28 protein-coding genes and 1 riboswitch are annotated in these 23656 nt (G+C 61.2%); of the genes, 7 read left to right on the top strand and 21 right to left on the bottom strand.

What is annotated here, in order from left to right; genetic code table 11:
• On the top strand, nt 1-247 hold a 247-nt coding region (locus BO74_RS17445; RefSeq protein ID WP_496444080.1), incomplete at its 5' end, for a hypothetical protein.
• A 3-nt stretch (nt 248-250) separates the two neighbouring features.
• Nucleotides 251-496 (top strand): EamA family transporter, encoded by a 246-nt coding sequence (locus BO74_RS17440; RefSeq protein WP_496444082.1) that lies wholly within the window; start codon nt 251-253, stop codon nt 494-496.
• Between the two features lie 218 nt (nt 497-714).
• Here BO74_RS17440 and BO74_RS17435 read toward each other — a convergent pair whose 3' ends face one another.
• The 5 genes from BO74_RS17435 to BO74_RS17415 form a co-directional block, all read right to left on the bottom strand.
• Complete coding sequence (locus BO74_RS17435; protein ID WP_496444078.1) at nt 715-2253, bottom strand: diguanylate cyclase; 1539 nt, start codon at nt 2251-2253, stop codon at nt 715-717.
• A gap of 157 nt (nt 2254-2410) precedes the next feature.
• Entirely contained in the window at nt 2411-2794 is a 384-nt protein-coding gene (locus BO74_RS17430; protein ID WP_496444076.1) for a cupin domain-containing protein, read from the bottom strand.
• Between the two features lie 77 nt (nt 2795-2871).
• Complete coding sequence (locus tag BO74_RS17425) at nt 2872-3348, bottom strand: YybH family protein (protein WP_496444074.1); 477 nt, start codon at nt 3346-3348, stop codon at nt 2872-2874.
• Between the two features lie 51 nt (nt 3349-3399).
• Nucleotides 3400-3582: a tautomerase family protein gene (locus BO74_RS17420; RefSeq protein ID WP_496444072.1), complete on the bottom strand. Its 183-nt coding sequence runs from the start codon at nt 3580-3582 to the stop codon at nt 3400-3402.
• 50 nt (nt 3583-3632) lie between these two features.
• Nucleotides 3633-4631: an alpha/beta fold hydrolase gene (locus BO74_RS17415; RefSeq protein WP_496444070.1), complete on the bottom strand. Its 999-nt coding sequence runs from the start codon at nt 4629-4631 to the stop codon at nt 3633-3635.
• Nucleotides 4632-4735: 104 nt separating this feature from the next.
• Between BO74_RS17415 and BO74_RS17410 the strand changes: the two genes are divergently transcribed.
• Nucleotides 4736-5656: a LysR family transcriptional regulator gene (locus BO74_RS17410; protein ID WP_496444068.1), complete on the top strand. Its 921-nt coding sequence runs from the start codon at nt 4736-4738 to the stop codon at nt 5654-5656.
• On the opposite strand, the gene draG is transcribed toward BO74_RS17410, so the two are convergent.
• The 7 genes from draG to BO74_RS17375 form a co-directional block, all read right to left on the bottom strand.
• Nucleotides 5627-6580, bottom strand: coding sequence for an ADP-ribosyl-[dinitrogen reductase] hydrolase (draG, locus tag BO74_RS17405; protein WP_496444066.1), 954 nt, complete (start codon nt 6578-6580; stop codon nt 5627-5629). The genes BO74_RS17410 and draG overlap by 30 nt on opposite strands.
• Nucleotides 6581-6609: 29 nt before the next feature.
• Nucleotides 6610-6969, bottom strand: coding sequence for a 2Fe-2S iron-sulfur cluster-binding protein (locus BO74_RS17400; protein WP_496444064.1), 360 nt, complete (start codon nt 6967-6969; stop codon nt 6610-6612).
• Nucleotides 6970-7001: 32 nt separating this feature from the next.
• On the bottom strand, nt 7002-7289 hold the full coding sequence (locus BO74_RS17395; protein ID WP_496444062.1) for a 2Fe-2S iron-sulfur cluster-binding protein: 288 nt from the start codon (nt 7287-7289) through the stop codon (nt 7002-7004).
• 10 nt (nt 7290-7299) lie between these two features.
• Nucleotides 7300-8568, bottom strand: coding sequence for an FprA family A-type flavoprotein (locus tag BO74_RS17390; RefSeq protein WP_496444060.1), 1269 nt, complete (start codon nt 8566-8568; stop codon nt 7300-7302).
• A gap of 11 nt (nt 8569-8579) precedes the next feature.
• Nucleotides 8580-8858: a 4Fe-4S dicluster domain-containing protein gene (locus BO74_RS17385; protein WP_496444058.1), complete on the bottom strand. Its 279-nt coding sequence runs from the start codon at nt 8856-8858 to the stop codon at nt 8580-8582.
• A 24-nt stretch (nt 8859-8882) separates the two neighbouring features.
• Nucleotides 8883-10307: a nitrogenase cofactor biosynthesis protein NifB gene (gene nifB / locus BO74_RS17380; RefSeq protein WP_496444056.1), complete on the bottom strand. Its 1425-nt coding sequence runs from the start codon at nt 10305-10307 to the stop codon at nt 8883-8885.
• A 277-nt stretch (nt 10308-10584) separates the two neighbouring features.
• Nucleotides 10585-11208 carry a LysE/ArgO family amino acid transporter gene (locus BO74_RS17375; protein ID WP_496444054.1) on the bottom strand — a complete coding sequence of 208 codons (624 nt, stop codon included), beginning with the start codon at nt 11206-11208 and terminating at the stop codon, nt 10585-10587.
• 99 nt (nt 11209-11307) lie between these two features.
• Between BO74_RS17375 and BO74_RS17370 the strand changes: the two genes are divergently transcribed.
• The gene (locus BO74_RS17370) at nt 11308-12204 is read left to right on the top strand and encodes a LysR family transcriptional regulator ArgP (protein WP_496444052.1); all 897 of its coding nucleotides are present in this window, start codon (nt 11308-11310) and stop codon (nt 12202-12204) included.
• Nucleotides 12205-12465: 261 nt separating this feature from the next.
• Here the strand turns inward: BO74_RS17370 and BO74_RS17365 are convergent, their stop codons facing one another.
• Nucleotides 12466-13113, bottom strand: coding sequence for a hypothetical protein (locus BO74_RS17365; RefSeq protein WP_496444050.1), 648 nt, complete (start codon nt 13111-13113; stop codon nt 12466-12468).
• 236 nt (nt 13114-13349) lie between these two features.
• Nucleotides 13350-13413, top strand: a riboswitch (Fluoride riboswitch).
• A gap of 83 nt (nt 13414-13496) precedes the next feature.
• On the opposite strand from BO74_RS17365, the gene BO74_RS17360 reads away from it, so the two are divergent.
• On the top strand, nt 13497-14831 hold the full coding sequence (locus tag BO74_RS17360; RefSeq protein WP_496444048.1) for a voltage-gated chloride channel family protein: 1335 nt from the start codon (nt 13497-13499) through the stop codon (nt 14829-14831).
• A complete protein-coding gene (locus BO74_RS17355; RefSeq protein ID WP_496444046.1) occupies nt 14828-15154 on the top strand; it encodes a DUF190 domain-containing protein in 327 nt (108 codons plus the stop codon). Before BO74_RS17360 ends, BO74_RS17355 begins: the two co-directional genes overlap by 4 nt.
• An 82-nt stretch (nt 15155-15236) precedes the next feature.
• Here the strand turns inward: BO74_RS17355 and BO74_RS17350 are convergent, their stop codons facing one another.
• The 8 genes from BO74_RS17350 to nifH form a co-directional block, all read right to left on the bottom strand.
• A complete protein-coding gene (locus tag BO74_RS17350; protein WP_496444044.1) occupies nt 15237-16211 on the bottom strand; it encodes a hypothetical protein in 975 nt (324 codons plus the stop codon).
• Complete coding sequence (locus tag BO74_RS17345) at nt 16211-16489, bottom strand: DUF6129 family protein (RefSeq protein ID WP_496444042.1); 279 nt, start codon at nt 16487-16489, stop codon at nt 16211-16213. The genes BO74_RS17350 and BO74_RS17345 overlap by 1 nt, the downstream gene beginning before the upstream one ends.
• On the bottom strand, nt 16489-17199 hold the full coding sequence (locus BO74_RS17340) for a dinitrogenase iron-molybdenum cofactor biosynthesis protein (RefSeq protein ID WP_496444040.1): 711 nt from the start codon (nt 17197-17199) through the stop codon (nt 16489-16491). Before BO74_RS17340 ends, BO74_RS17345 begins: the two co-directional genes overlap by 1 nt.
• A gap of 106 nt (nt 17200-17305) precedes the next feature.
• On the bottom strand, nt 17306-17500 hold the full coding sequence (locus tag BO74_RS17335) for a 4Fe-4S binding protein (RefSeq protein ID WP_496444038.1): 195 nt from the start codon (nt 17498-17500) through the stop codon (nt 17306-17308).
• Nucleotides 17501-17527: 27 nt separating this feature from the next.
• Complete coding sequence (gene nifT / locus BO74_RS17330; RefSeq protein WP_496444036.1) at nt 17528-17749, bottom strand: putative nitrogen fixation protein NifT; 222 nt, start codon at nt 17747-17749, stop codon at nt 17528-17530.
• 134 nt (nt 17750-17883) lie between these two features.
• Nucleotides 17884-19449, bottom strand: a complete 1566-nt coding sequence (gene nifK / locus BO74_RS17325) for a nitrogenase molybdenum-iron protein subunit beta (protein WP_496444034.1) — start codon at nt 19447-19449, stop codon at nt 17884-17886.
• A 139-nt stretch (nt 19450-19588) separates the two neighbouring features.
• A complete protein-coding gene (gene nifD / locus BO74_RS17320; RefSeq protein WP_496444032.1) occupies nt 19589-21061 on the bottom strand; it encodes a nitrogenase molybdenum-iron protein alpha chain in 1473 nt (490 codons plus the stop codon).
• Nucleotides 21062-21149: 88 nt separating this feature from the next.
• Nucleotides 21150-22040, bottom strand: a complete 891-nt coding sequence (gene nifH, locus BO74_RS17315; protein ID WP_496444030.1) for a nitrogenase iron protein — start codon at nt 22038-22040, stop codon at nt 21150-21152.
• Between the two features lie 124 nt (nt 22041-22164).
• Here nifH and BO74_RS17310 point away from each other — a divergent pair, with 124 nt between their 5' ends.
• Nucleotides 22165-23049 (top strand): NAD(+)--dinitrogen-reductase ADP-D-ribosyltransferase, encoded by an 885-nt coding sequence (locus tag BO74_RS17310; RefSeq protein WP_496444028.1) that lies wholly within the window; start codon nt 22165-22167, stop codon nt 23047-23049.
• The last annotated feature ends 607 nt before the right edge of the window (nt 23050-23656 follow it).

The following is a 23656-nucleotide window of genomic DNA, read 5'->3' as shown; positions in this document are numbered from 1 at the left end:
GTTGGGACTCGTGCTGGCGACGGGCATCCTCGAACACTCATCCTTGTTCGGGACCAGCGAAACGCTTCGGTCTGGTTACTGGCTGGGAGTCGTGGCGTGTTTGATCGGTGCTTTCTGCACCGCGAGCGTCACGATCATCACCCGGCGCTTGCGTAACATCTCAGGTGGGATTCTCGCGTGGTGGCAATGTGCCATAGGTACATTGGTGCTATGCGCCTGGCCGATGCATCATGGTTGGCCGGAATGAGGAATCTCATGGGGGTGGCTGGCTGGTCTCGGCCTGATTCATACTGGACTGGCCTACACCTTGATGTACGCCGGTATGGCTCGCCTGGCAACCGGCCGGATTGCCGTCTTGCAATTCATCTACCCTGCTGTTGCCATCCTCATCGACTGGCTGTATTTCAACCAGCGCCTGAGTTCCATGCAGTTGGTCGGAATTCTTTTGATGTCGGCCGCGATCTGGTTTGCCGAACACGGCCCAAGAGAGATTTAGTCGCCTTTGTGGTGAATACCGGTCGCTAAGTCGACGGCGGCGCGACAGACCGTAGTGGGTCGCAAGTTCGCTTCCGGAGGACAGCAATCCGATTATCGAGGCCGCATCGCGTCCAAACTTTATCGACCACTCGCCGTCAGCATCAGGTCCACGTTTTTTGCACTTCTGCAGCGAGGATGAAGCGGCTGTCGGGGGCGAAGTAGTTCGGCTTTGCAAGGTCAATCGGCAAGCGAGGAAAAGAACTTGCGATCCTCGATCAACATGTGCTGCGCGACCACTTCATACGCGAGAAACTGGAACAGTTCGCCAGTACCTACCTGGTCTTTCTCGAAACGGCGGGCCAACTGGCTGGCGCGCAGTAGCAGGTGAGCGTGAAGCCCGCGGTGGTATTCGCCATCCGGATACGCAGCGTGCTGAAAAATGGCTTCCTCATCACGGAAATGCTGGTCAATTTCTGCCATCAATGCGGCAATCAAGCAGGTGATTTCGGTCTTGGGCCGGTTCTCCATAATCACGTTCAACAGGGTGTTGGCGTGCTCGAACAAGGCGCGGTGCTGGGTATCGATCTGCGCATTGCCCGATTCATAAGCTTTGCGCCACATCAGCTGCAACAGGTGCTTGTCGGATTCGGCGGACAGGCCGGATTCTTGTTGCAGGCATTCGTTTTCAACGCGGTTGCGCCCCGCGTTCTTGGCCCGATACAGCGACTTGTCGGCGCGATCCAGCCACGAATCCCAGGTGTCGGTTGATTGGCAGACGGCAAAGCCCAGACTCGCGGTCACCCGGTGCCTACCGGCAAACTCATGTTGTTCGACGGCAGCACGAATCCGCTCGGCCAACGGAGCGGCGCTGGCAAAACCGCTATTGGGCAGCAGAATCAGGAACTCCTCGCCGCCCCAGCGCCCCAGCAGATCGGTCGTGCGGATACACCCCTGCACCACCGCACAGAATTCCTTCAGAACCACATCGCCCGTCGTATGGCCAAACTGGTCGTTGATCTCTTTGAAATGATCCAGATCCACCATGATCAGCGAGACGGGATGTCCATAGCGGTCAAGCCGGGCAATTTCCACCTGTGCCGCCTCTTCCAGCCGAATACGGTTCCAGATACCCGTCAGCCGGTCCTTCATGGCCACTAGCCGGATGCGCTCGTCCGCGCGCTCCTTGATCATCAGGACGAAACCATTCGACGTCAGAATCAGCGTGATGAAAGCCGCCAGAAACGTCAGGACCTGAATCGGTGTCTCGCGCAAGATGCTGGTAAGCTGTTCCGGCACAAAGATAGCGCTCAAAATGCGCATCGCCAGCACGCTGATCATGATGCCGAGGCCACTGGCCAGCAGATATTTGCCGCGACCATTTACCCGGTATCGGCGACTCAGGAGAGAGCAGAAAACGAGGAGTATCTGCGTGATGAACACCAATCCACCGACAATGATCCGCGCGCCGATGTTGGCCATGAGGAAACTGAAAGCCACAGCCACCACCAAGGGCGGGCACCAGAACAGCAACCGGGACAGACGGCGCTGCTGAAACTGGCAAATTGCCGCCAGAAAAAGGGAATAGCTGACGGAAAGTCCCGTATTGGCGAGCAGGATGGAGAAAAAGTCGGGAATCTGATTGCGCAGGAAAAACAGTCCGAAAACCAGTGTTTGCAGGGCCAGCGCTGCCGTCCATAACCGCAGTCCGTCCTTGTCCTCGGCACGCGTTACCCAGCCGACGGATAACGCCAAGGTTCCGCTGGTGGCGATGATCATCAGAAACATCGTGGGGATATGGGCAATCATGCGGTCATTGTGGGTGTGAGCCGCTCGCTTGGCAAGCCGATAGAGAACCTGGCCTCTATCGAGCGCTCGCCGCCCTTGCCCACCACCTACCCACCGTCGCGCCTGCCGGTGGCGCGACTGACAGCGGCTACATCCAGCTGGGCTTGCCTTCTGCCGGCACGCCGTCCGTTTCAGTGAATTGGGTCAGACTGTTGGCCTTGGCCTGGATACAGGCATAGCGCAACGAACTGTTGGCATCGGCCTTGATACAACGTCTGGCTGCCGGATCGACACGCAAGACATCGCCTTCACGCAGGGCGAGCTCCTCGCCATCGAGATAGAACAAGCCTTGTCCGGAGAGGATCAGATACACCTCTTCGTTTTGCTTGTGGGCATGCACAAACGGAACGGCCACGCCCGCCGGCAATTCGTTGATGGAAACTTCCGACCCGGTCAGTGCCAGATCGTCATGCAGGGTGACGCGCCCCTGCGTTTTGATATCGCCGAGCGAGATGCGTTTGTAGTTGGACACTTTCATTCCTTTCTGTGCTTTCTGTAGTGAAAATGAATTGATGCTGCGGGTTGTTGACGGTTGCCGGTTCGGCCCGACTATTGCGCCACCGGCGCAGTCGAGAAGCTGTGATGCGAGAACTTCCACTGCCCGTCGGCCTGCTTGTTGAGGAGGAACAGTTCCTTGAATGCCGCCGGGCCGGCCGGTTGATCGGCACCATTGACCTTGAGCGTGCCGGCGGAATGGCTGCGCAGCAGCGCCGATGTTTTTCCCAGGACCTTTATTTCATCCACGTTGAATTTCAGCTTGAGTGAAATCGCCTTGAACGTGCCATCGTAGGTCGCCCTGACGGCCTCGTGTCCGACGGCAGCCGGCGCGTCCGGCGCCATCTGGACGCCGTCTTTGGTGTACAGATCGACGATCGACGCCGTATCCGCGGCATTCAGCGCAAATTCATAGCGGGCAAGCGTCTGGCGGATCGCCTGTTCATCGGCGTGGTCTGTCGCATTGGCAAACGGAGGCGTCAGGACTGCGGCGAGAAGAAAAGAAGCTGCTGCGGTTCGAATCGGTTGCATGTTTATTCCTTTGAAACACGTGAGGTTGTGAAAAAACTGCCGGACGGGCGATCACCCGCCGAATAACTTGCCCTCGCCGGCCCAATTCGAGGGAGCGACATCCTCGAAAATGACGTAGATGTACTTCGGATCCGTGCCGGTATGGCGAACGATGCTTTCCGTGATTTCCCTCGCGACGGTTTGCTTCGTGGGGGAATCTTTGCCTTCAAACCAGGTAACGCGTACGACGGGCATGGCTATCTCCTTTCATTGAAAAAAACGGGGTGGGCTGACCTGCCCAAAAATCACTGTTCGAGAAATTCGCGCAGGTCTTGCGTGAACTTGAAGGGGTTCTTGAACATGAGGAAATAATCCCCTTGCTCTGCCTTGGTATAGACGTAGAGCTTCGAACCGGGAATGACGGCGTGCGCCCAGCGCTGGCTCGGCACGTTGGCGCTGTATTCACCGGTGAAGATGGCCACCGGCATCCTGATCTTGTGGCGCAGCACATCGCGCCAGTCGTTGGAACCGTGGTCATACATCACCCGCATCATTGCCGCCGGATCGTTCCGGATCACCGACTCCGCAAATCCTTCCGAATTGGCGAAGTACGGCGAGTCACGCAATCTGAATCGGGCGGCGAAATTCGTCGTTTCCGGATCGGGATTTGCTGGCACCGGCGCCTGAAGCGCTTCGATCAGCGCGTCGGGGGACGGCATTAACGCCCCGGCATCGCGCCGCTCCGGCTCTGACCAGTCAGCGTGCGCAACGATGGAAATGGGTTCATCGACAAAAACCGCCTTGCGTATTCCATCGCTGCCGAACAGGTCGATGTAGCTCCACAGCACGGCGGCACCCATGGACCAGCCACAATAGTCGGCCGATTCGAGATTCAGGTGTTCGTTCAGCTCCCTGAGATCCATCGCGTACCGGGCAATACGGTTGCCGTATTCGACCTTGTCCGAAAGGCCCTGATTGCGCGGGTCGAGAACGATGACCCGGTAATGCCGGGCCAGCAGGTACATGACGTTGATGTACTCGGCGCCATTGGCGGACCAGCCGGGAAGGAACACCAGCGGCGTGCCTTTCCCGGCTTCCCAGTAACGGAGGTTCGCACCATCGCGGGTTTTGAAACTGTTGATCTGTAACGCCGGGAAATCCGACAGCCGGGCTGGCAAGCCCTGAAGTTTGTGGGGAAAAACGTAGTCCGAGCCCAGCACGTCCAGTGCCGGCGAGGCAACGGCAGCGCCAGCGGATGCAAGCAGGGACAACGCCCACAAAACAGAGGAATAGCCGGTTTTCATGGTGAGCATTGAGGGGGAAAAAAGTAGGTGCGCTCACTTTAAAACTTGAAACCTATCGGGATAAATAGCGAAAATAGACCATTACTTGAAACGGATAGTTTTGAATGGACCGATTGCAGAGCATGAGCGTATTCGCCAAGGCCGTGGAATTGGGCTCCTTCTCGGCGGCCGGCGACGCATTGCGGATGTCGTCCCAACTGGTCGGCAAGCATGTCCAGACGCTGGAGCAGCACTTGGGCGTGCGCCTTATCAACCGCACCACGCGGCGGCACCACCTGACCGAGGCGGGGTTTGCCTTCTACGAGCGGGTGAAGATCATCCTCGCCGAAGTCGAGGCCGCCGAAGGCATGGCGGCCATCAGCGGCGGCACGCCTCGGGGGCGGCTGCGGATCAACGCGCCGGTGTCGTTCGGCATTCACGCCTTGTCCTGGCGCCTGCCCGACTACATGGCCGCCTACCCCGAAGTCTCGGTCGATCTATCGCTGTCCAATCGTTACGTCGACCTGATCGACGAGGGCTTCGATGTGGCATTCCGGGTCGGCGAGTTGCCGGACAGCGGGCTCATTGCCCGGGCACTGGCGCCTTACCGTTTGCAGCTGTGTGCCGCCCCCGCCTATCTTGCGAGCCGCCCACCAATCAGTCAGCCAAGCGATCTGACGCAGCACGAATGCCTCGGCTTTTCGTACACCGAACTGCGCACACGCTGGACTTTCGAAGGGCCGGACGGCGAAATCTCTGTACCGGTATCCGGCAAGCTGATGGTCGATAGCGGCGAAGCGTTGCTGATGGCTGCCCGTGCCGGCATGGGACTGTTCATTCAGCCCCACGAACTGGTGCGCGAGGATTTGGCGGCGGGCAGACTCGTGGAAGTACTCCCCGACTACCCGGTTCCAACCCGCCCGTTCCACCTGCTCCACGCGCCTGACCGCCGCATGACGCCCAAGCTGCGCAGCTTCATCGATTTCGCGGTTGCTGCGTTCGGCGTGGCGGGGCAATCAAGCGTATCGCCAAGTGCCTTCGCATAGAGTTGCACTTGTCGCCCCTGAGTCTTCCCGGGAGACACCCGCAACCAGCGCCCTCGCCTGTTCACGGCACGCCCGATACACCGCCGGGTCGAGCGCCCGCAGCCAGCGCGGGGGAATCGCCTCGATTCCGTACATCGCCCCGGCGAGCATGCCAGCGATGGCGCCGGTAGTATCGGCATCGCCGCCGCGGTTGACCACGTCGACCAGGCACTCCTCGAAACTGCTCGTATCCAGCAGCGCCTGCAGCACGGCCTGCATGGTTTCGACGATCCAGCCACTCGGGTTCTCGCGGCGGCGGTGGTTGCGGTAGGCGAAGACCGGGCATGCCTCGATCATTGGCGCAATCCGCCGGCGATAGACCTGCCGCAGCGGTTCGCCATGCAGGAACTCGATCACCGAAAGGACGATCATGTCGCACGCCGCATCCGACACCGGGTTGTTGTGGGTGACGTGCGATTGGGCACGCACCGCAGCACGCACGCCCTCCTCGCCAAGCCCCACCCCGGCCAGCGCCACCGGCAGGATGCGCATCGCGGCGCCGTTCCCCGCATCGAATTCCGACAACGGCGCCTCCGGGTTGCCCGTACGACGGAAGGAAATCAGGTTGCGCCGCACGGTATTGCCGATATCAACTGGTTTACTACGCATCCAGCCGTCGAATGCATGGGCGCACGAAAGCGCCTTCACCTCGCCGCGATCGGCGATGATCGCCGCACCGAGGGCCAGCGCCATCGTCGTGTCATCGGTCACATGCCCCGGTTTGAGGTTGAGCCAGCCCCCGCCGCGAATCTCGCGATGCACCCCGTACTGGCGGCCGATCTCGCGCGGCGTCATGAATTCGACCGTCGCCCCGAGCGCGTCGCCGATGGCCAGGCCAAGGTACGCGGCTTCGGCGCGGGCGATCAGTGTGCTACCGGCTTCCAAATGCAGAATGGGGCTAGCCTCCTGCCGACCTACCGGCTCGGGTACTCAACAAGCAGATCCTCGTCCCGCAGGACCATCTGGCAAGCGAGGCGCCACTCGTTGGGCATCAGATCGTCGACCAGCATTTGATCGATTTCCTCTTTGGAAATCTTGCCCATGTCCTTGAGCACCTCGATCTCGTGATCGGTCAATGGATGCGCCATGCGCTTCTTCCGGTCAAGCGGAAACACTTTGACGAGACAGGTTCCGCATTCACCATCACCGCAGCTGAAATCAATCGGCACGTGATTTTCCTTGGCGAGTTCGAGAATGGTCTTGCGGTGACTGCCGGCGACGGCATAGACGGTTTTGTCCTTGTGCAACTTGCTGCTGAAAGTGATGGTAGGCAAGGGCGACTCCTGTTGGGTGTGGCGTTAAAAAATCAAGCGGGGCGAACGACAACGTCTCCTTTGAGCACCTGCGCCTGGCACGCCAACCGGTGATGGCGGGGCACCAGGTTATCCTTGAGCACCTGATCCTCCAGCGACGAGGGGGCCGCCAGGTTCTCATAGCCGGAAACCACCTTGGTCAGGCAGGTGCAGCACTCACCCTCGCGGCAACCGTAGGTGATGCCGGCGCCGACCTTTTCGGACACCTCGATCAGCCGTGTTCCGGCGGGAACGGCAACGGTGACATTGACGTCCTCGAAAGTTACGTTTGCCTTGGGCATGGTTTTCCTTTCAGGCCAGCGCGGCCATGTCGATGATCTGGTTCTGTACGGCGCCAGTCAGGTATCCGGCGAGGGTGTGGCCAAAGGTGCGGCAGGCGTCGATTTCCGCGGCGGCAGGAATCAGCCGCGCACGTTCGCCTTTCACCGGAACGCGCAGCTTGAGCCCGCGCAGACGGTCCTCGATCATCCCGACCGCCTCGCCCGTCCAGCCGTAGGAGCCGAAAGCCCCGCCAATCTTCCCGCGCACACTGACGGTGGTCAGCGACGAAAGGAGATCCCAGACGGGTTTGACGGCGTCGCCGTTGATCGTCGGGCTGCCGAACAGCAGACCGTCGGCCTCCTCGATGAGATCGACGAACGGAGAAACTTCCCCGCCTTCGATATCGAGCAGCGAGACACGCACGCCCCCCGCCTCCTCGGCCCCGGCGGCGATGGCCTCGGCCATCCCGCGGGTGCTGCCGTACGCGGAGAGATAGAAGATCAGCAGCGTCTTGACGTCGCCCGCCTCGTTCTGCAGCGCAGGCACCGAAAGATCGCGGTAGCGCCGCAGGTAATGCCGCGGGTTGTCGCGCAACACCGGCCCGTGCGACGGCGCGAGCATGCGGATCGGCAAAGGTTCGAGAAGTTCAAGCGCCTCCTGCACATAGCTGCGGAACGGCCGCATGATGTGCGCGTAGTAATAGTCGAACGAAAAACGGAAATCGCCGACGGCATCGTTGAACAGCCGTGCGTCGCAGTAGTGGCAACCGAAGATGTCGCCCGAAAACAGCACGCCGGCGTCGTCGAGCCAGGTGCATTGCGTATCCGGCCAGTGCAGATACGGCGTCTGCACGAACGATAGCGAGCGCCCGCCAAGATCGATGGAATCGCCGGTGGTCACCGGCGTGAAATCGAGCTGCTCGCCGCGGAGCAGCCCCTTCAGCATCGGTCGGCCACGGCTGGAAATGTACAGCCGGGCCTGCGGCGCACGGCGCAGCAGTTCCGGGAGCGCGCCCGAGTGGTCCGGCTCCATGTGATTGAGGACGATGGCGCGAATCTCGTCGTAGCGGGCGATCGACTCGATCCGGCGGAAAAACTCGTCGGCAAAGCACGCCTTCACCGTATCGATGATCGCCACGCCGTCGTTTCCGCGCACGGCGTAAGCATTGTAGGTGGTGCCGTTGGCGGTCTTGAGGATGATGTCGAAGGTACGCAAGCCGGAATCGAGCGCGCCGATCCAGTGCACCCCGGAGGCGATTTCCACCGCGTCATCGCGACGCACGGTCTCGACATCCGGCATCATCACCTTCCTCAACGCGCCGCGATCTCGGCCTGAGCCGCTGCCCAGCGTTCGGGCGGAATACCGGTGAGCGACCCCGGCGGATTGAGCGGAAGCCCTTGCGCATCAACGATGGCCCCTTCGATCGGGCAGATCGCCGCGCACTGCGCCTCGTCGAAGTCGCCCAGACACTCGGTGCATTTGCCGGCATCGATCACGAAATGTGGCCCGGCCGCCCGGACGGCGCTGTTCGGACAGACCGGCTCGCACGCAAAGCAATTCACGCAACAGGCAACGATTCGAAACGCCATGTCTTTCCTCTCCTTCTGGTGTGCTCAGGCGCAGCGGTCGGACGCATCCGGGGTCGCCAGCTTCCCGGAGTCCAGCATGCCGCGCCAGACGGCCATGACCGCCTCCTCGATCGGCTCCATGGCGTGCTCGGCGTCCGGACGGATACCAGCGGCCTCCAGCCGGCTCCACGGCTCGTAACCGATGCGCGCGCAGAGCACCGCCTCGCAACCTTCCAGTGCCCGGACGATGCGCTCGATGCGCGACTCGCCGTCGCCGCAGGTTTCGCCACCGCCGCAATACTTGTCGGTCCGCCGATGCCCCACCAGTTGGACGCCGAACTCAGTGGCTTCGTAGACCAGAAACTCGCGCGCATAGCCGAAATGCTCGTTAATTACGCCCGAACCCTTGGTCGCGACGGCCATCAGCACGGGACGCCCCTGCGGCTTGCGCGCCGGGCGATGCAAGGTGATGACATGGGCACCCGGCGGCGTGGCGTGGGCTCGAGCCCGCTTCGCCTCCAGTTCAGCATTGGCCTTCGCGCGAAACTCCACACGCCGGGCCAGCGCCGCCGCATGGTCGATCTCCATGGCCTCGACCTTCTCCAGGGTGAATTCCGACCCGCGATCCTCGCCAAGCAGGCCGACCGCGTCGGCACGACACTGACGGCAATGGCGCATCATGTTCATGTCGCCTTCACAGGCGTCCTGCAGCTTCTTAAGCTCCGCCGACGTCGGGCTGCGCTGCCCCATGATTCCGAAGAAGGTCCCGTGTTCCGGTTCGGCAATCAACGGCATCACGTTGTGCAGGAAGGCGCCCTTGGCCTTGACGATGCGCGAGACCTCCTTGAGATGCGTATCGTTGACACCGGGAATCATCACCGAGTTGACTTTGACCAGAATCCCGCGCGCCACCAGCATCTCCAGCCCCTTCTGCTGCTGGGCGATGAGGATTTCCGCGGCGGCACGCCCGCGCACGCGCTTGTTCCTCCAGAAGATCCACGGATAGATCTTCGCGCCAATATCGGGATCGACGCAGTTGATGGTGATCGTCACGTGCTCGATGTTGTGCTTCGCCAGTTCCTCGACGCATTCCGGCAGCGCCAGGCCGTTGGTCGATACGCAGAGCTTGATGTCCGGCGCCTTCTCGGCCAGTTGGCGAAAGGTGGCAAAGGTGCGCTGCGGGTTGGCCAGAGGGTCGCCGGGACCGGCAATGCCGAGCACCGACAGTTGCTGAATGTGCGCCGCGACGGCCAGCGTCTTTTTCACCGCCTGCTCGGGCGTCAATACTTCGGAGACGACGCCGGGGCGCGACTCGTTGGCACAGTCGTACTTGCGGTTGCAGTAGTTGCACTGGATATTGCACGCCGGCGCCACTGCCGCGTGCATGCGGGCGAAATAATGATGGGCGTCTTCCGAATAGCACGGGTGGTCCTGCACCCTGGCGCGCACATCCTCCGACAGGCCATTCATTTGCGTAGCGGTCGATCCGCAACTGCCGGTGCTGCAACCGCCCCCCATTGCGGGGAACGCCGGGGAAACCGGTTTTTCCGTTGTCTGAAGGCTCACATCGCTCACATTGTTCTCCACGGAGTCTGTCCGAGACTCATTGAGCAATGGTTGTGCCAACACAAAAAGCGTTCACAACACGCTGTTTTATATAACCTTATATTCCACGGCTGTTTGTCGCATTACATACAAGAGGAAGACAATCCGACGAGCCATGACAAAAACGATGGCCGATCACGTTTCAACCATTTGCCATGACATGGCGCAGCAGCAAGGCGGACAAAACCCACATGGTTGCACCGATCACTCCATCCAGCACCTGCCAGGCACGCGGACGGGCAAACACCGGCGCCAGCCCGCGAGAGCCAAACCCGAGCAACAGGAACCAGCACAGGCTGGCGGTACTCGCCCCGAGAATGAACCACGCACGCAAAGGCGATGCGTGCTGAGCACCGATGCTGCCCATCAGCAACACCGTATCGAGGTACACATGCGGGTTCAGCAAGGTGAAAGCCGCGGCCTGGAGCATGGCTGATCTGCGGCTGATGCCTGTTGCGCCAACGTCAGCTTCGAGGCGCTGTCCCTGCCCGACGCGCCGGAAAGCGCGCCAGCCATAAACGGCCAGGAAGGCTGCGCCGCCCAGAGCCAGGGCGCGCGCCAGACCAGGACTCCGCCCGAGCGCCTGCGCCATGCCCATGACGCCGGCGGTGATCAGGACCGCATCGGCCAGCGCGCAAAACGCCACGACGCTGACAACGTGTTCGTTGCGCAATCCCTGCCGCAGCACGAAGGCGTTCTGGGCACCGATGGCCACGATGAGACCCAGGCCCAGCGAGAGCCCCTGGAGGAATACCGGAAGGAACATGGGAGATACGCGACGGGGAACGAAGAAGCACCAGATTGCCCAACCTTCAGTGTTAAGACAAACTATCGATGCTAAAGTTGATTAAGGAACTCTAATCTCGTGCTGGACTATCAATCCTTGCTCGCCCTGACTTCCGTCGTTCGCGAAGGAAGCTTCGAGCGTGCGTCGCGCGCACTGAACGTCACACCGTCGGCCATCTCCCAGCGCATTCGCCTGCTGGAAGAGCGCGTTGGCTGTGCATTGGTGGTACGCGGGCAACCCTGTACCGCGACCGTGATGGGGCGACGGCTTTGCCAGCATGTCGACCGGGTGATGCTGCTGGAGCAGGAACTGCAGCAAGCCGTGCCGGCACTCGCCCCGGAGGGCGCGCTCCGGGTGTCGCTGCCGATTGCCGTCAATGCCGACAGCCTGGCCACCTGGTTCGCCCCGGTGATCGCCACCTTCGCCGCCGACGCCCCGGTTCTGCTGGATGTGGCTGTCGACGATCAGGACTACACCGCCGACTGGTTGCGCAGCGGCAAGGTGCTCGGAGCCGTGACGGCAACCGCCCGCCCGGCGGCGGGATGCAACAGTCTGTCTCTCGGCGCGATGCGTTATGTCGCCGCCGCCAGCCCGGCCTTTGTTCAACGCCATTTCCCCGACGGGGTCGGCGCCGGCAGCCTGGCAAAGGCGCCCAGCCTGGTCTTCAACAACAAGGACGGGTTGCAGGCGCGATGGACGCAACGCCAGTGCCATCGCCATGTCGAGCTGCCACGCCATACGCTGCCGTCGCCACAGGCATTCGTGACCGCCGCGCTGGCCGGCATGGGGTGGGGCCTGCATCCCGAAACGCTCGTCGCACCGCTCTTGAAGGAAGGCTGTCTGGTCGAACTGGTCGCGGACACGGGGCTGGATGTACCTTTGCACTGGCAATATGCCCGCTCGGCCTCCCCGCTCCTCGAAGAATTGACACGCCGGATCGTGTCGGCCGCGCACGCGATGCTGCGTCAACCTTGACTCGTCTGGCGGCGCACCAATCGCTCTGTCGTTATCATTCAAAGCCTTTGACGAAAACCGTCACACGCCCATACCGGCCGGCATGAACGGGCATATCGCCAAACCGACCGATCCCGCGAAGCTGTTCGCCATGCTGGTGAAATAGCTGCCGGAACGTACCGAGATTGAAGGATCAGCGACAACTCAAGGAAGGCGCCCTTGCACGCCACGTTGCGGTCACAGAACGGGAGGCAGCCCTGATTTATCCCGCCTCCGCGCCAGTTACTTGAGTTTCGATTTCAAATCATCGACATAAAGACGCAGCGCGTTGTCGATCACTTCCATCCAGTTGCCGTCCGTTGCGATCTGATAGTGATCGGACGCTTTCACCGACACTTTCTTGATCTCGCGACCTTCCAACGACTTGATCGCCAGGTCCGTGGAAATTTCGGCACTCAAGGTGATGGCCCAAAAGCCGGGATTCATCCACGCCCAGAACTTGTTGATCGTCGCGTCGACCACGAAGGTCTCGTTGGTCGCCTCCGCCTTATTGGTAATGACCTGGTACCCCAGATCGGCGAAGGCCTGGGTGATGGAGCGCGAAACCAGTGTTTCGACGGTTTTTCCCTCAGCCAGGAGGATGTCGCCCAGAGCCTTGCCAAAGGTATTCCTTTTTCTCCCGACAGCCCGTAGCCGGATCGCGTCATTCTGTTGCTCGCTCGGGTCAAGAGACGGAATGTCGGGAGACGGCGGCGACACCTGGAAGATACGCATGTCACGCGGCGAATTGATCAGGACCGTCTTGCCGTTCGGCTGTGCCGCCGAGGTAGACGCGGGTGCAGAAACATCGAGCACGGCACGGCTGGTGGCGCATCCTCCGAGCGCAAGGCAAACCAGCACGGTAGCAAAGAGGCTGTTTGTGGTTTTCATGACGCCCTCCCGATAAATGACCGGACAGAAGATTCATGATAGGACGCCCTTTTCGCAGAGAAAAGGTGAATGAAGCGGGTGAAAAAAGCGGGAAGATCCAGCTGCATCACCGTGAGAGCCGACCGACTCTTGGTCCGGACCGGGTTGCAATGTGCAGGACCGAAGCGCACATGACGATCCTGCCATCCCGACAATTTCACGGCGTACGCGGAACGCAGTGCGGCTTTACGGTAAAATCCGCCACCGGAGATGGCATTCCTCCTTTTAACCGCCCCCGGGGCTGATGATGCCTACATGGTTCCTGGTTCCGCCGGGGGAATGTAGACGTTCGTTCATTTCTTCGCTGTGTGTCCAGATTCACTCAACAAACTCACTGGACCGGCATGACCCCCTCCAAGTGTCCCGAACAAATCGATCTGCTGCCTTACCTGGGCAAGTGGACTTTGCTGTCGATTGCCGTCGCCGCGCTGGCCGGCACGGCATCTGCATTCTTCCTCATCTCGCTCGAATGGGCGACCCAGACCCGCAACGCGCATCGCTGGCTCATCTGGCTCCTGCCCCTGGCCGGCTTTGTCGTCGGCTGGCTGTACCTGAAATTCGGGCAGCACGTCGAAGCCGGCAACAATCTGCTCATCGATGAAATTCACGACCCCAAGAAGGTGATACCGCTACGCATGGCCCCGCTGGTGCTCGGCGGAACGATCATTTCGCATCTGTTCGGCGCCTCGGTAGGGCGTGAGGGGACGGCCGTGCAAATGGGCGGCGCACTCGCCGACCAACTCACCCGTCTATTCAAATTGAAGCACGAAGACCGTCGCATCATCTTGATGGCTGGCATCAGCGCGGGCTTCTCATCAGTATTCGGGACGCCGCTGGCCGGGGCTGTCTGGGGGCTGGAGGTTCTGGCGATCGGCCGACTACGTTACGACGCACTGCTTGCCTGCACGATGGCAGCCATCGCAGCCGATCGGGTATGCAGTTTCTGGGGGGCGCACCATACGCACTACCTCATTCCGGAAATACCTCACATCACGGCATGGGGACTTTGCGCAACAGTCATCGCCGGCATCGCCTTTGGCCTGGCCGGCAAGGCATTCGCCGACGCAACGCATGCACTGAGCGGGTGGGTGAAGAAGACAATCGCGTACGGTCCGCTTCGCCCCTTTCTGGGCGGAGCCATTCTGGCTGTGGTAGTCATGCTCTTCAGCGCCGATCGCTACATCGGCCTTGGCATTCCGGTGATTGTCGAGGCCTTCGAAAAACCGCTGCCCGCCTACGATTTCATCGGCAAGATGGCATTCACGGTGTTTTCCTTGGGCGCAGGCTTCAAGGGGGGCGAGGTCACCCCGTTGTTCTACATCGGCGCCACCCTCGGCAACGCCCTGGCACCCCTGCTGAACATGCCGTTCCCCCTGCTGGCCGGGGTCGGTTTTGTCGCGGTATTTGCCGGCGCGGCCAATACGCCGATTGCCTCGACGCTGATGGCCATGGAACTGTTCGGCGGCGAAATCGGTGTCTATGCCGGCATCGCCTGCGTCATCAGTTACCTGTTTTCCGGCCACACGGGCATCTATCGGTCACAGAGGGTCGGATACGCCAAGCATCGAAACGCGCCGGAGGGCATGAAACTGGGTGAGCTACCTGCCTATCGCAGGCAACAACGGGAGAAAGCGAGCCAAGAGGTTCTGAAGGACAATACCAAGGAGAAACGATCTTGAGCGAACTGACCGCCCTGCGTCTCTATTTTCAGCAAGGAGCGCGCGCGAAACCTGCCGCATTCTGGCACCATCTGACTGCGCCCGCCTTGAGCCAACGACTGCTCTCCGCCGCCAAGCGAGCCGGCATCCAGCAGGCGCTCCTGTACAACGTCCACGCCGGCTACCTTCCCGGACACAAGATGAGCCGTTACCACATTGAAAGCGCTCCGACGCACCACCCGCTGAGCATCGAACTCATTGACTCCGAGACGCGATTACGTGAGTTCGTCCGCCAGCATGTCGACGAATTGCATCACGTTCGCGCGGTTTTCTTCCGTTGTTAACTGGCTCTTTGAGAAACCCCGTCACCAACCTTTATGAAGGGGCACGAAAGAGGATTGCCCTGTCGGAAAGATTTTCCAGGACTCAAAGCGCGTACGGCCGGTGCATCCAGTCCTTGAGCACCTTTACGTCGCGCTCCGGCAAATAGCTGAAGCCGGTCTGCACGTCGTCGACAACGGCATGCGCAACGGCGTGCGGGACGGTCTTGGTGGTCAGCATGTGGAAGAACCAGGCCATCGGATAGCCGGCCTGGCGGTCGAAGCGCTGCAGCGCCTCGTTGAGCGCAAGCCCCTTGGCGCCGTAGGTGCTGACGAATTTCGGCGGCATGCCGTTGAGCGCGGCGACCGGCGTGGCCTGCAGGATCGCCTGCCGGTAACGATCGAGGTATTCGCGCACCGCGACGACCCAGTGGTTGCTCAGATGCGTCGTGTTGCCCGCACTGCTCGACTGCCAGGCCTCGAAAAAACGATGGACCGGCTGCTTCTCCGGCTTCTGATCGATCATTCGCTGCAGGAACGAGGCGACATCGGTAACGCGGCGCAGCGAGTAGAAAGGCAAACCCACCGGCTGCCCACTGGATACCTCTCCGGCAATCGACGGTGATTCGAAAAGTTCTTCCAGGCTGCCCGGCTCGTCCCCGGCAAACAACGGATGGCTAACGACTTCCTGCAGTTCCTCGATTTCGACCTGTACGAAATCCTCGGCACCGACTCCGGTCGCCGCGACGAGGTAGTGCGTACGGCCGATCAGGCGGGTAGCCTGTAGCCCGCTTTCGGCACGGGCATCAAAGAATGCGTGCATGTCGTCGCCGCAGGAGGCAAGTTCGACCTCCCCCCATTTGACGAGATCGTCCGCCACGTGCTGACCATCGCTGCCGATCACTCCACCGAGGCGATACCAGCCACCCCGTGTCAGCACGTCACGAAACACCAGATCAGGCGTAAGGCCCGACAACTCGCGGGCGAGGCCCGAGGAGCCGACAGAGACGGGAAGCCTGACGCACAGTTCGGCAACGGGGCCGTCAAGCTTGAATTTCTGCACCGGGGAGACAGTAGTCATCATTCGTCCTGATCAACGAGGGCCACCACCAGTCCCGTGGCAGCGGCAGAATCGGTGGTCAGGCTTACGCAGTGATCACCGGATTTCACGTAATAGAGCCGGCAGAAGGCGTTTTCGACGACAAACGGCACCCGCGGTGGCATGTCGTCGTCGCGGCAGACCGAGAAATGCACGCCCTCGAAACTGCCGCGGAGAAGCCGGGCCAGTTCCTCGTCGGGCTGGCGACTATTTTCGGCGACACGTGCGAGCACGTCGGGAAGCAACGATTCGGCAACCATCACTCCTCCTCGACGGCGAATTTTTCCAGCGACTTCGCCTGCACGCCCATGACCTTGGCCAGCCACGGCGGCGGCGAGTGCAAGGTTTCCTGCAGGCGGGCGACGACGGCGCGCGCCGATTCGGAACGGGGAATCTTGACCGGGTGGATGCCGGCGCGCACAACCTTGGCCGCGGCCGGCCCGCCGATCGACTGGACGAACACCACGTCGCAGTCGGCAATCAGCGCCGCACGTGCGGCGTTGCGGTCTTCGGCGTAATCCGATTCCAGCGTGGGACGTACCGCGATCAGGCGCGATTCGCCGGGGGAAAGCTGGTAGATCAGGAAACGCTCGCAGGAACCGTAGTGGCCGTCGAGCACCTCGCCGGTATTGGAGGCGCAGGCGACGCGGATCGACCCGGGCATGCTGCCGTCGACGTAGGCGTCGACAGGCGGCAGTTCGCTGAAGCTGCCCTCCTCGCCCCACAGGATGCGCACAACGTCCTTCAGGGTGTCCGGCGGAACGCCGACCTTGCAGTCCTCCTCGGCATGGTTGCCGGCGAGGATTTCGCGCAGGTCGGTCACGGTAATGTCAGCCAGGCGCGTTTCGGTCAACGGCAGACCGATCTTTTCCCCGACCGCGTGGACGAACGCCGGGACGCTCAGCCCGCCCAGTTCCCTGGCCGCCATGCCGAGGCGCAATGCAGCTTCGCGTGTGATTGATGCGGTCATTGCAGTCTCCTGTGGTAATCAGGCCGTCATCCCGGCGGAGGCCGGGATCCCGTACCGTGCTCCGAAACGCTGGACTCCGGCCCTCGCCGGAATGACAGCTTGGGGGTTACAAATAAACGATGGTGGTATCCCCGCCCGGACAGGTATCCACGCACTTGGGCGAATCGAATTCCTCGCACTCGGTGCAGGTGTCCTTGTTGATCTTGAAAATGCCGCCCTTCTCGACGATCGATTTGGTCGGACACACCGGCACGCAGTCGCCGCAGGAGGTACATTCGGATTGGGTGATTTTCATTGCCATGATGCTTCTCCTTTTGTAATCAACGAATCATTCAACGCCGTCGATACGCTTGGCGCGGACCGAATACGGCAACCGCGCCGGTGCGACCTGCGGTTCGATGAAGTAGATGCCGCCGTTGCCGAGCTTGATCTCGCCGCCCCACTTCTCCGGCGTATCGAACTCCATCGAGACGATGGAATCCTCGATATCGCGCTTGGGCATGTAGAAGACGTAGCCCTTGTCTCCCTTGCGGATCATGATGTTGGCCATGTCAGGTTCCTGTCCGTTTGAAAAAGTCCGTCATTCCGGCGCAGGCCGGAATCCAGTAACGGCCGCCGTGCTGGGCCCCGGCTTTCGCCGGGGCGACGGACGTATCAACGTTTGCTTGCAGTTTCACGTACCTCTTACCGCACCAGGTCGAAGTTGTAGTCCGTCTTGCCGAGCAGCTTGGTCTGATCGTCAAGGCGTTCCAGCACGGCGTTGGTCAGCGTGGTCAGAATGTACATCCCGCCCTCGTAGCCCAGCGTCGTCATCCGGTGCAGGTGATGCCGGTCAAAGATCGGGAAGCCGAGGCGAATCAGCGGCACCTCGAATTCCGGGCCCTTGTACAGCGTGTCGCGCTGGATGAACTTGCCGTAGCTGCTGCCGATGATGAAGTCCGGCTTGTCGGTGAAACACAGGCTGCGCAGATGCCAGAGGTCGCATCCCGGGTACAGCTTGGCGTGGATGCCGTAGGGCGACTCCTCGAGCACCTTCTTCATCGCCTTTTCCCAGCGCTTGTTGCTGTTATTGACGACGATGTGGGTCGGTTCGATACCCAGTTCGAGCATGAACTTGACGAGGCCCATGACGAAGTCCGGATCGCCGAAGACGGCCATCTTCTTGCCGTGCAGCCACTGGTGCGAGTCGGTCATCATGTCGATGAGGCGGCCGCGCTCCTTGGTGATCGAGGCGGCAACCGGCTTGCCGGTGACCTCGGAGACCTTGAGCAGGAACTCGTCGGTCCACTCGACGCCCATCGGGATGCTCAACTTGGGAATCTCGTGGTTCCAGGTGCCTTCGATGTACTTCTTGGTCTTCTCCAGCGTCGTCGATTGCAGCATGAAGGTGGTGATGGCGTTCGGCGCATCCTTCACTTCCTCGATCGTCGTGCCGCCGGCATACATCTCGTACTCGCCGGTGGCCGGGGTGTCGAGCACCTCGTCCGGATCGCAGAGGTAGGTGTAGTCGACGCCCATCTCCTTCATGTAGCGCTTGATCACGCGGTAGTTGCCAAGATAGGTCTCGAAACCCGGCACGATGTTGATCTTGCCGTTCTTGCCCGGTTCCTTGCCCTCCATCTCGTTGAGGGTGAAGTAGCGCATGATCCCTTCGAACATGTTGTCCCAGCCGGTGATGTGCGAACCGACGAAGGAAGGCGTGTTGGCGTAGGGGATCGGGAAGTCCTTGTCGACATACCCTTCCTTGCGCGCGTTGCCGATGAAGGCGCCGAGGTCGTCACCGATGACTTCCGCGATGCAGGTGGTGCACACGGCGATCATCTTCGCGTCGTACAGCTTGGTCGCGTTCTGCAGGCCTTCATGCACGTTCTTCTGGCCGCCGAACACCGCCGCGTCTTCGGTCATCGAGTCGGCGATGAAGGCGATCGGCTCCTTGAAGTGCCGGTTGAAGTAGGTGCGGAAGTACGCCACGCAGCCTTGCGAGCCGTGGATGTACACCATCGTCTTTTCGAAGCCGAGGCCGCACAGCGCGCCGCCCAGAGGCTGGCAGGCCTTGGCCGCGTTGATGGTCAGCGCCTGACGCTTGAAGTTGAGGTCCTGGTACTCCTGCGTCGTCGTCCACTCGAAGGTTTCGGCAACCTTCTCCTTCGAAACGCGTTCCTCGTAGGTGCGCTTCTTCTCGAACACGGCCTGGTACTCGTCCTCGTTGAAGAGCGGGAAGCAGGGCTTGATATTTTCAGCGGTTTGCATCGTCATCTCCTTTGCCCGGCCACTCATCCGTGGACGCGGGCGAAAGTTATCCAATCTGGTAAGCCGAGACGATTCCGGGCGGGGTTAATCCCGGTCAATCCGGCCTTTAGCGGGCAGCCCCGGGCTGCCCCTGCCGCGGTCAGGCGGCTTGCTGCTCCTCTTCGACTGCCGGTTTTTCCCACGGCGCCTTGAACATCGACCAGCACGGGTTGTTGACCGTCATGTCCATGTCGCGGGCGAACACGGCGAAGCCGTCGTAGCCGTGATACGGACCGGAGTAGTCCCACGAGTGCATCTGGCGGAACGGCACACCCATCTTGTGGAAGGCGTACTTCTCCTTGATCCCGGAACCGACGAGGTCGGGCTTGACCTGGCGCACGAACTCTTCCAACTCGTAGCCGGTGGCATCGTCGTAGATCAGCGTGGCGTCCTTCAGATCCTTGATCGTGCGGTCATAGTCGTCGTTGTGCGCGAACTCGTAACCGGCGCCGACCACTTCCATCCCCAGATCCTCATAGGCGCCGACGGTATGGCGCGGACGCAGGCCGCCGACGTAGAGCATGACCTTCTTGCCCTGCAGGCGCGGCTTGAACTTGGCGATGATGGCGTCCATGGCCGGCTTGTACTTGGCGATGACGCGCTCGGCGCCTTCCTTGATCGTGTCGTCGAAGTGCGAGGCGATCTCGCGCAGGCTCTCGGCGATCTTGGTCGGGCCGAAGAAGTTGTATTCCAGCCAGGGGATACCGTACTTCTCTTCCATGTGCCGGGCGATGTAGTTCATCGAGCGGTAGCAGTGCAGCAGGTTGAGCTTGGCCTTCGGCGTGTTCTCGATCTCGGCGATGGTACCGTCGCCGGACCATTGCGCGATCACGTTCAGACCCATCTCTTCGAGCAGGATGCGCGAGGCCCAGGCGTCACCACCGATGTTGTAGTCCCCGAGAATGGCTACGTCATACGGCGTTCCCTCATCGAGCTTGCCGTCACGGGCGGAGATGACCCAGTCGCGGATCGCGTCGTTGGAGATGTGGTGACCGAGCGATTGTGACACGCCACGGAAACCTTCGCAACGCACCGGCACGATGGTCTTGCCGATTTCCGCCGCCTTCTTCTTGGCGACGGCTTCGATGTCATCGCCAATCAGGCCGATCGGACACTCGGACTGGACCGAGATCGCCTTGGACAGGGGGAACAGGGACTCGACTTCGTCGATCAGCTTGGCGAGCTTCTTGTCGCCGCCGAACACCACGTCCTTCTCCTGGAAGTCCGAGGACATCATCATGTCGCAGAACGAATCGACACCGGCAACGCCCGCGTAGTAGTTGCGGCGTCCGCCGCGCGAATACTGGCCGCAGCCGATCGGGCCGTGCGAGATGTCGATGATGTCCTTGAACGGCCCCCAGACCACGCCCTTGGCGCCGGCGTAGGCACAGCCGCGCTGGGTCATGACACCGGGCACCGACTTGCGGTTGGAGGTGATGCACTTCTTGGCCGACTCGAGTTTCTTGTCGTTAACCATCAAGTGCTTGGCACGGTCCTTCTTGGCCTTCTCAGGATAAACCTCAAGCACCTCCTGGATGAGGGCTTCGGCTTCTTCACGATTGAGCAAACCCATTTTGCTTCTCCTGTCCGGGCGACGGTCTTCAGTCCGACACGGCGCCGCTGGTGATAAATCAGACGTCTGTTCGAACGCCTTCCGCCGCTCAGGCCGCCTCGGCAGCCAGTTCCGCCGCCGTCTTGCCGATAATGCTGGTGTCCTCGACTTCCATGATCCCGAACTCCATCAACAGCTCTTCCAGCTCTTCCATTTCCAGCGGGGTCGGAATGACGAACTTCTTGTTCTCGACGATCTTCCGGGCCAGCGCACGGTACTCGTCAGCCTGCTGGCACGTCGGGTCATATTCGATCACTGTCATGCGGCGGATCTCGGCGTGCTGGACGACGTTGTCGCGCGGAACGAAGTGGATCATCTGGGTGCCGAGCTTGGCCGCCAGGGCCTCGATCAGTTCGTCTTCGCGGTCGGTCTTGCGGCTGTTGCAGATCAGCCCGGCGAGGCGCACGCTGCCGGAATTGGCATACTTCACAATTCCTTTGGCGATGTTGTTGGCCGCGTACATGGCCATCATCTCGCCGGAACAGACGATGTAGATTTCCTGCGCCTTGTTTTCGCGGATCGGCATGGCGAAACCACCGCACACCACGTCACCGAGAACATCGTAGAAAACGAAGTTGAGGTCTTCGTCGTAGGCGCCTTCTTCCTCCAGGAAGTTGATCGCGGTGATGACGCCGCGACCGGCACAGCCGACGCCTGGCTCCGGACCGCCGGACTCGACGCACTTGATGCCGCCGTAACCCACGGCCAAAACGTCCTCGAGTTCAAGATCCTCGACCGAGCCGGCTTCCGCCGCCAGGTGCATGACCGTGTTCTGTGCTTTGCTATGCAGGATCAGGCGGGTCGAATCGGCCTTCGGATCGCAGCCGACGATCATGACCTTCTGACCGGCTTCGGCCAGCGCGGCGACCAGGTTCTGGGTTGTGGTTGACTTGCCGATACCACCTTTGCCATAAATAGCGGCTTGACGAAGTTTAGCCATGGTGCAATCTCCTCTATCAGTGATTCTCTCGGGGGGTAGGAAAATCCCGTGTGCCCGATGTGGGTATCGCAAGGACCGTGCCAAAACCGGAAAATCAAGCCAAGTGGTTGATATGCAAGAAAATATGAAAAATTTCGGGGAGTCACCGGACGCGACGGAAGCCGACAATGACGTAGCCGTTTGTCGCACAGCCGACAACGACACGACGACACTGCCGCGCTACGCCCGCCTGCCAATCAACCGCTGCAACGTCCCGCCGGTCATTCTCGGCAGCCTGACCTTCCAGCACCACCCGACGCCGCTGCGCCTCGACAGCGTCGCCGAACTGCACGCCGACCTGTTCCGCCGGCTCAACGCGCTGGCCAGCCGGGACGCCCGTGCCGAGGCCTTCCGCGATTACCTGACCGTGCGCTTCCGCCTCGAACACCTTGACGAAGCGGGACTGACACCGCGTTCGCAGCGCCGCGCCAATGCCAACTGGATGCGCGTCCTGCGCGGCTGGAGTTTCGATTCCGACGGCCGCGAGGGCGCCGTCCTCAAGGGCTGGGTCGAATCGCGCTTCGGGCTGCTGGCTCGTTTCCACCGCGAGCCGCTGCGCGACTTCTCCGGCCCCGCCTATCTCACCTATCAGGAACAGCGCTCCGCCGGGCTGTACGGCACCAACGCGCTGGAGAGCCAGCTCGATCTGCTCTATGCCTACAGCCAGTACGAATTCAGCCTCGCCTCGCCACCCGACCCGCGCATCACCCTCTACCGCGGCATCAATCGCATCAACGAACACGAAACGCTGGCGAAAAGCCGCAACCGGCAGATCGTCCTGTTCAACAACCTGGTGTCATTCACCTCGTCGCGCGAGCGCGCCGGCGAATTCGGCGACTACATCCTCTCCACCCGCGTGCCCTCGGAGAAGATCTTCTTCAACCACGCGCTGGTTCCTGGCGTGCTCAAGGGCGAAGAGGAGTATCTGGTGATCGGGGGCGTGTACGACGTCACGCTCAGCACGTTGTGAGAGGGTTGCCGCGGAAACGAGGTGGTTCTCCCGATAACTCCCCCGGGAGGAAGGCATCACGGCGGAATCGCGCCGCGCTGGCCACGGGTTCTTATGGGATTTGACCAGTCAATCGTGGCCACCAGACTGGCCGCACCTGTTAAGGGTTGTGCGATGCCTGCCCTACCGCGAGGCAGGTTGAGTGGCAACGATTGCCGGCGGGCAGGCGTCGTACAAGCCTCGGGGGAGGAAACCGCGGAGTGCTGCAAGGCGGATCGTGTGGGGCGCGGCCTATGGGGATTTGACCTCAGCCGCTGCTCCAGAAATGGCGGATGATTGGACCGTCAGACCGTCGACGGTGCGATGATTGACGTCGATGTTGGGGAATAGTGCGCCTCGTACAGGTGCCAGAGGCAAGAAATTCTGGCGATACGGCGTCGAACAACAACAGGCCGCTCTCTGCACCGGAAACCCGGAAGCCGACGCTGACACATCACGAAGGAACATCGGGATGAACGTCATGGCGGGGCCCGGATCGGCTGCCGGCGCCTGACGATCTCAACGACGCGCAGGGTGGCGCCACAGCAGCGGCAGACGAAAGTCGGCCCTGGCATGACGGCGGTTTCGT

It is taken from the genome of Propionivibrio pelophilus DSM 12018 (genome assembly GCF_059569095.1).
The sequence above is the reverse complement of the archived record's forward strand: the minus strand, read 5'-3'. Positions and strand labels throughout refer to the sequence as shown.

What these genes read in the sequence shown, in the direction of transcription:
- BO74_RS17435 (WP_496444078.1), bottom strand. Translation starts at nt 2,253, where the DNA reads ATGATCATCGCCACCAGCGGAACCTTGGCGTTATCCGTCGGCTGGGTA.
- BO74_RS17425 (WP_496444074.1), bottom strand. Translation starts at nt 3,348, where the DNA reads ATGCAACCGATTCGAACCGCAGCAGCTTCTTTTCTTCTCGCCGCAGTC.
- BO74_RS17420 (WP_496444072.1), bottom strand. Translation starts at nt 3,582, where the DNA reads ATGCCCGTCGTACGCGTTACCTGGTTTGAAGGCAAAGATTCCCCCACG.
- BO74_RS17415 (WP_496444070.1), bottom strand. Translation starts at nt 4,631, where the DNA reads ATGAAAACCGGCTATTCCTCTGTTTTGTGGGCGTTGTCCCTGCTTGCA.
- BO74_RS17410 (WP_496444068.1), top strand. Translation starts at nt 4,736, where the DNA reads ATGGACCGATTGCAGAGCATGAGCGTATTCGCCAAGGCCGTGGAATTG.
- BO74_RS17395 (WP_496444062.1), bottom strand. Translation starts at nt 7,289, where the DNA reads ATGCCCAAGGCAAACGTAACTTTCGAGGACGTCAATGTCACCGTTGCC.
- BO74_RS17390 (WP_496444060.1), bottom strand. Translation starts at nt 8,568, where the DNA reads ATGCCGGATGTCGAGACCGTGCGTCGCGATGACGCGGTGGAAATCGCC.
- BO74_RS17385 (WP_496444058.1), bottom strand. Translation starts at nt 8,858, where the DNA reads ATGGCGTTTCGAATCGTTGCCTGTTGCGTGAATTGCTTTGCGTGCGAG.
- nifB (WP_496444056.1), bottom strand. Translation starts at nt 10,307, where the DNA reads ATGAATGGCCTGTCGGAGGATGTGCGCGCCAGGGTGCAGGACCACCCG.
- BO74_RS17375 (WP_496444054.1), bottom strand. Translation starts at nt 11,208, where the DNA reads ATGTTCCTTCCGGTATTCCTCCAGGGGCTCTCGCTGGGCCTGGGTCTC.
- BO74_RS17365 (WP_496444050.1), bottom strand. Translation starts at nt 13,113, where the DNA reads ATGAAAACCACAAACAGCCTCTTTGCTACCGTGCTGGTTTGCCTTGCG.
- BO74_RS17360 (WP_496444048.1), top strand. Translation starts at nt 13,497, where the DNA reads ATGACCCCCTCCAAGTGTCCCGAACAAATCGATCTGCTGCCTTACCTG.
- BO74_RS17350 (WP_496444044.1), bottom strand. Translation starts at nt 16,211, where the DNA reads ATGACTACTGTCTCCCCGGTGCAGAAATTCAAGCTTGACGGCCCCGTT.
- BO74_RS17345 (WP_496444042.1), bottom strand. Translation starts at nt 16,489, where the DNA reads ATGGTTGCCGAATCGTTGCTTCCCGACGTGCTCGCACGTGTCGCCGAA.
- BO74_RS17340 (WP_496444040.1), bottom strand. Translation starts at nt 17,199, where the DNA reads ATGACCGCATCAATCACACGCGAAGCTGCATTGCGCCTCGGCATGGCG.
- BO74_RS17335 (WP_496444038.1), bottom strand. Translation starts at nt 17,500, where the DNA reads ATGGCAATGAAAATCACCCAATCCGAATGTACCTCCTGCGGCGACTGC.
- nifT (WP_496444036.1), bottom strand. Translation starts at nt 17,749, where the DNA reads ATGGCCAACATCATGATCCGCAAGGGAGACAAGGGCTACGTCTTCTAC.
- nifK (WP_496444034.1), bottom strand. Translation starts at nt 19,449, where the DNA reads ATGCAAACCGCTGAAAATATCAAGCCCTGCTTCCCGCTCTTCAACGAG.
- nifD (WP_496444032.1), bottom strand. Translation starts at nt 21,061, where the DNA reads ATGGGTTTGCTCAATCGTGAAGAAGCCGAAGCCCTCATCCAGGAGGTG.
- nifH (WP_496444030.1), bottom strand. Translation starts at nt 22,040, where the DNA reads ATGGCTAAACTTCGTCAAGCCGCTATTTATGGCAAAGGTGGTATCGGC.
- BO74_RS17310 (WP_496444028.1), top strand. Translation starts at nt 22,165, where the DNA reads ATGAAAAATTTCGGGGAGTCACCGGACGCGACGGAAGCCGACAATGAC.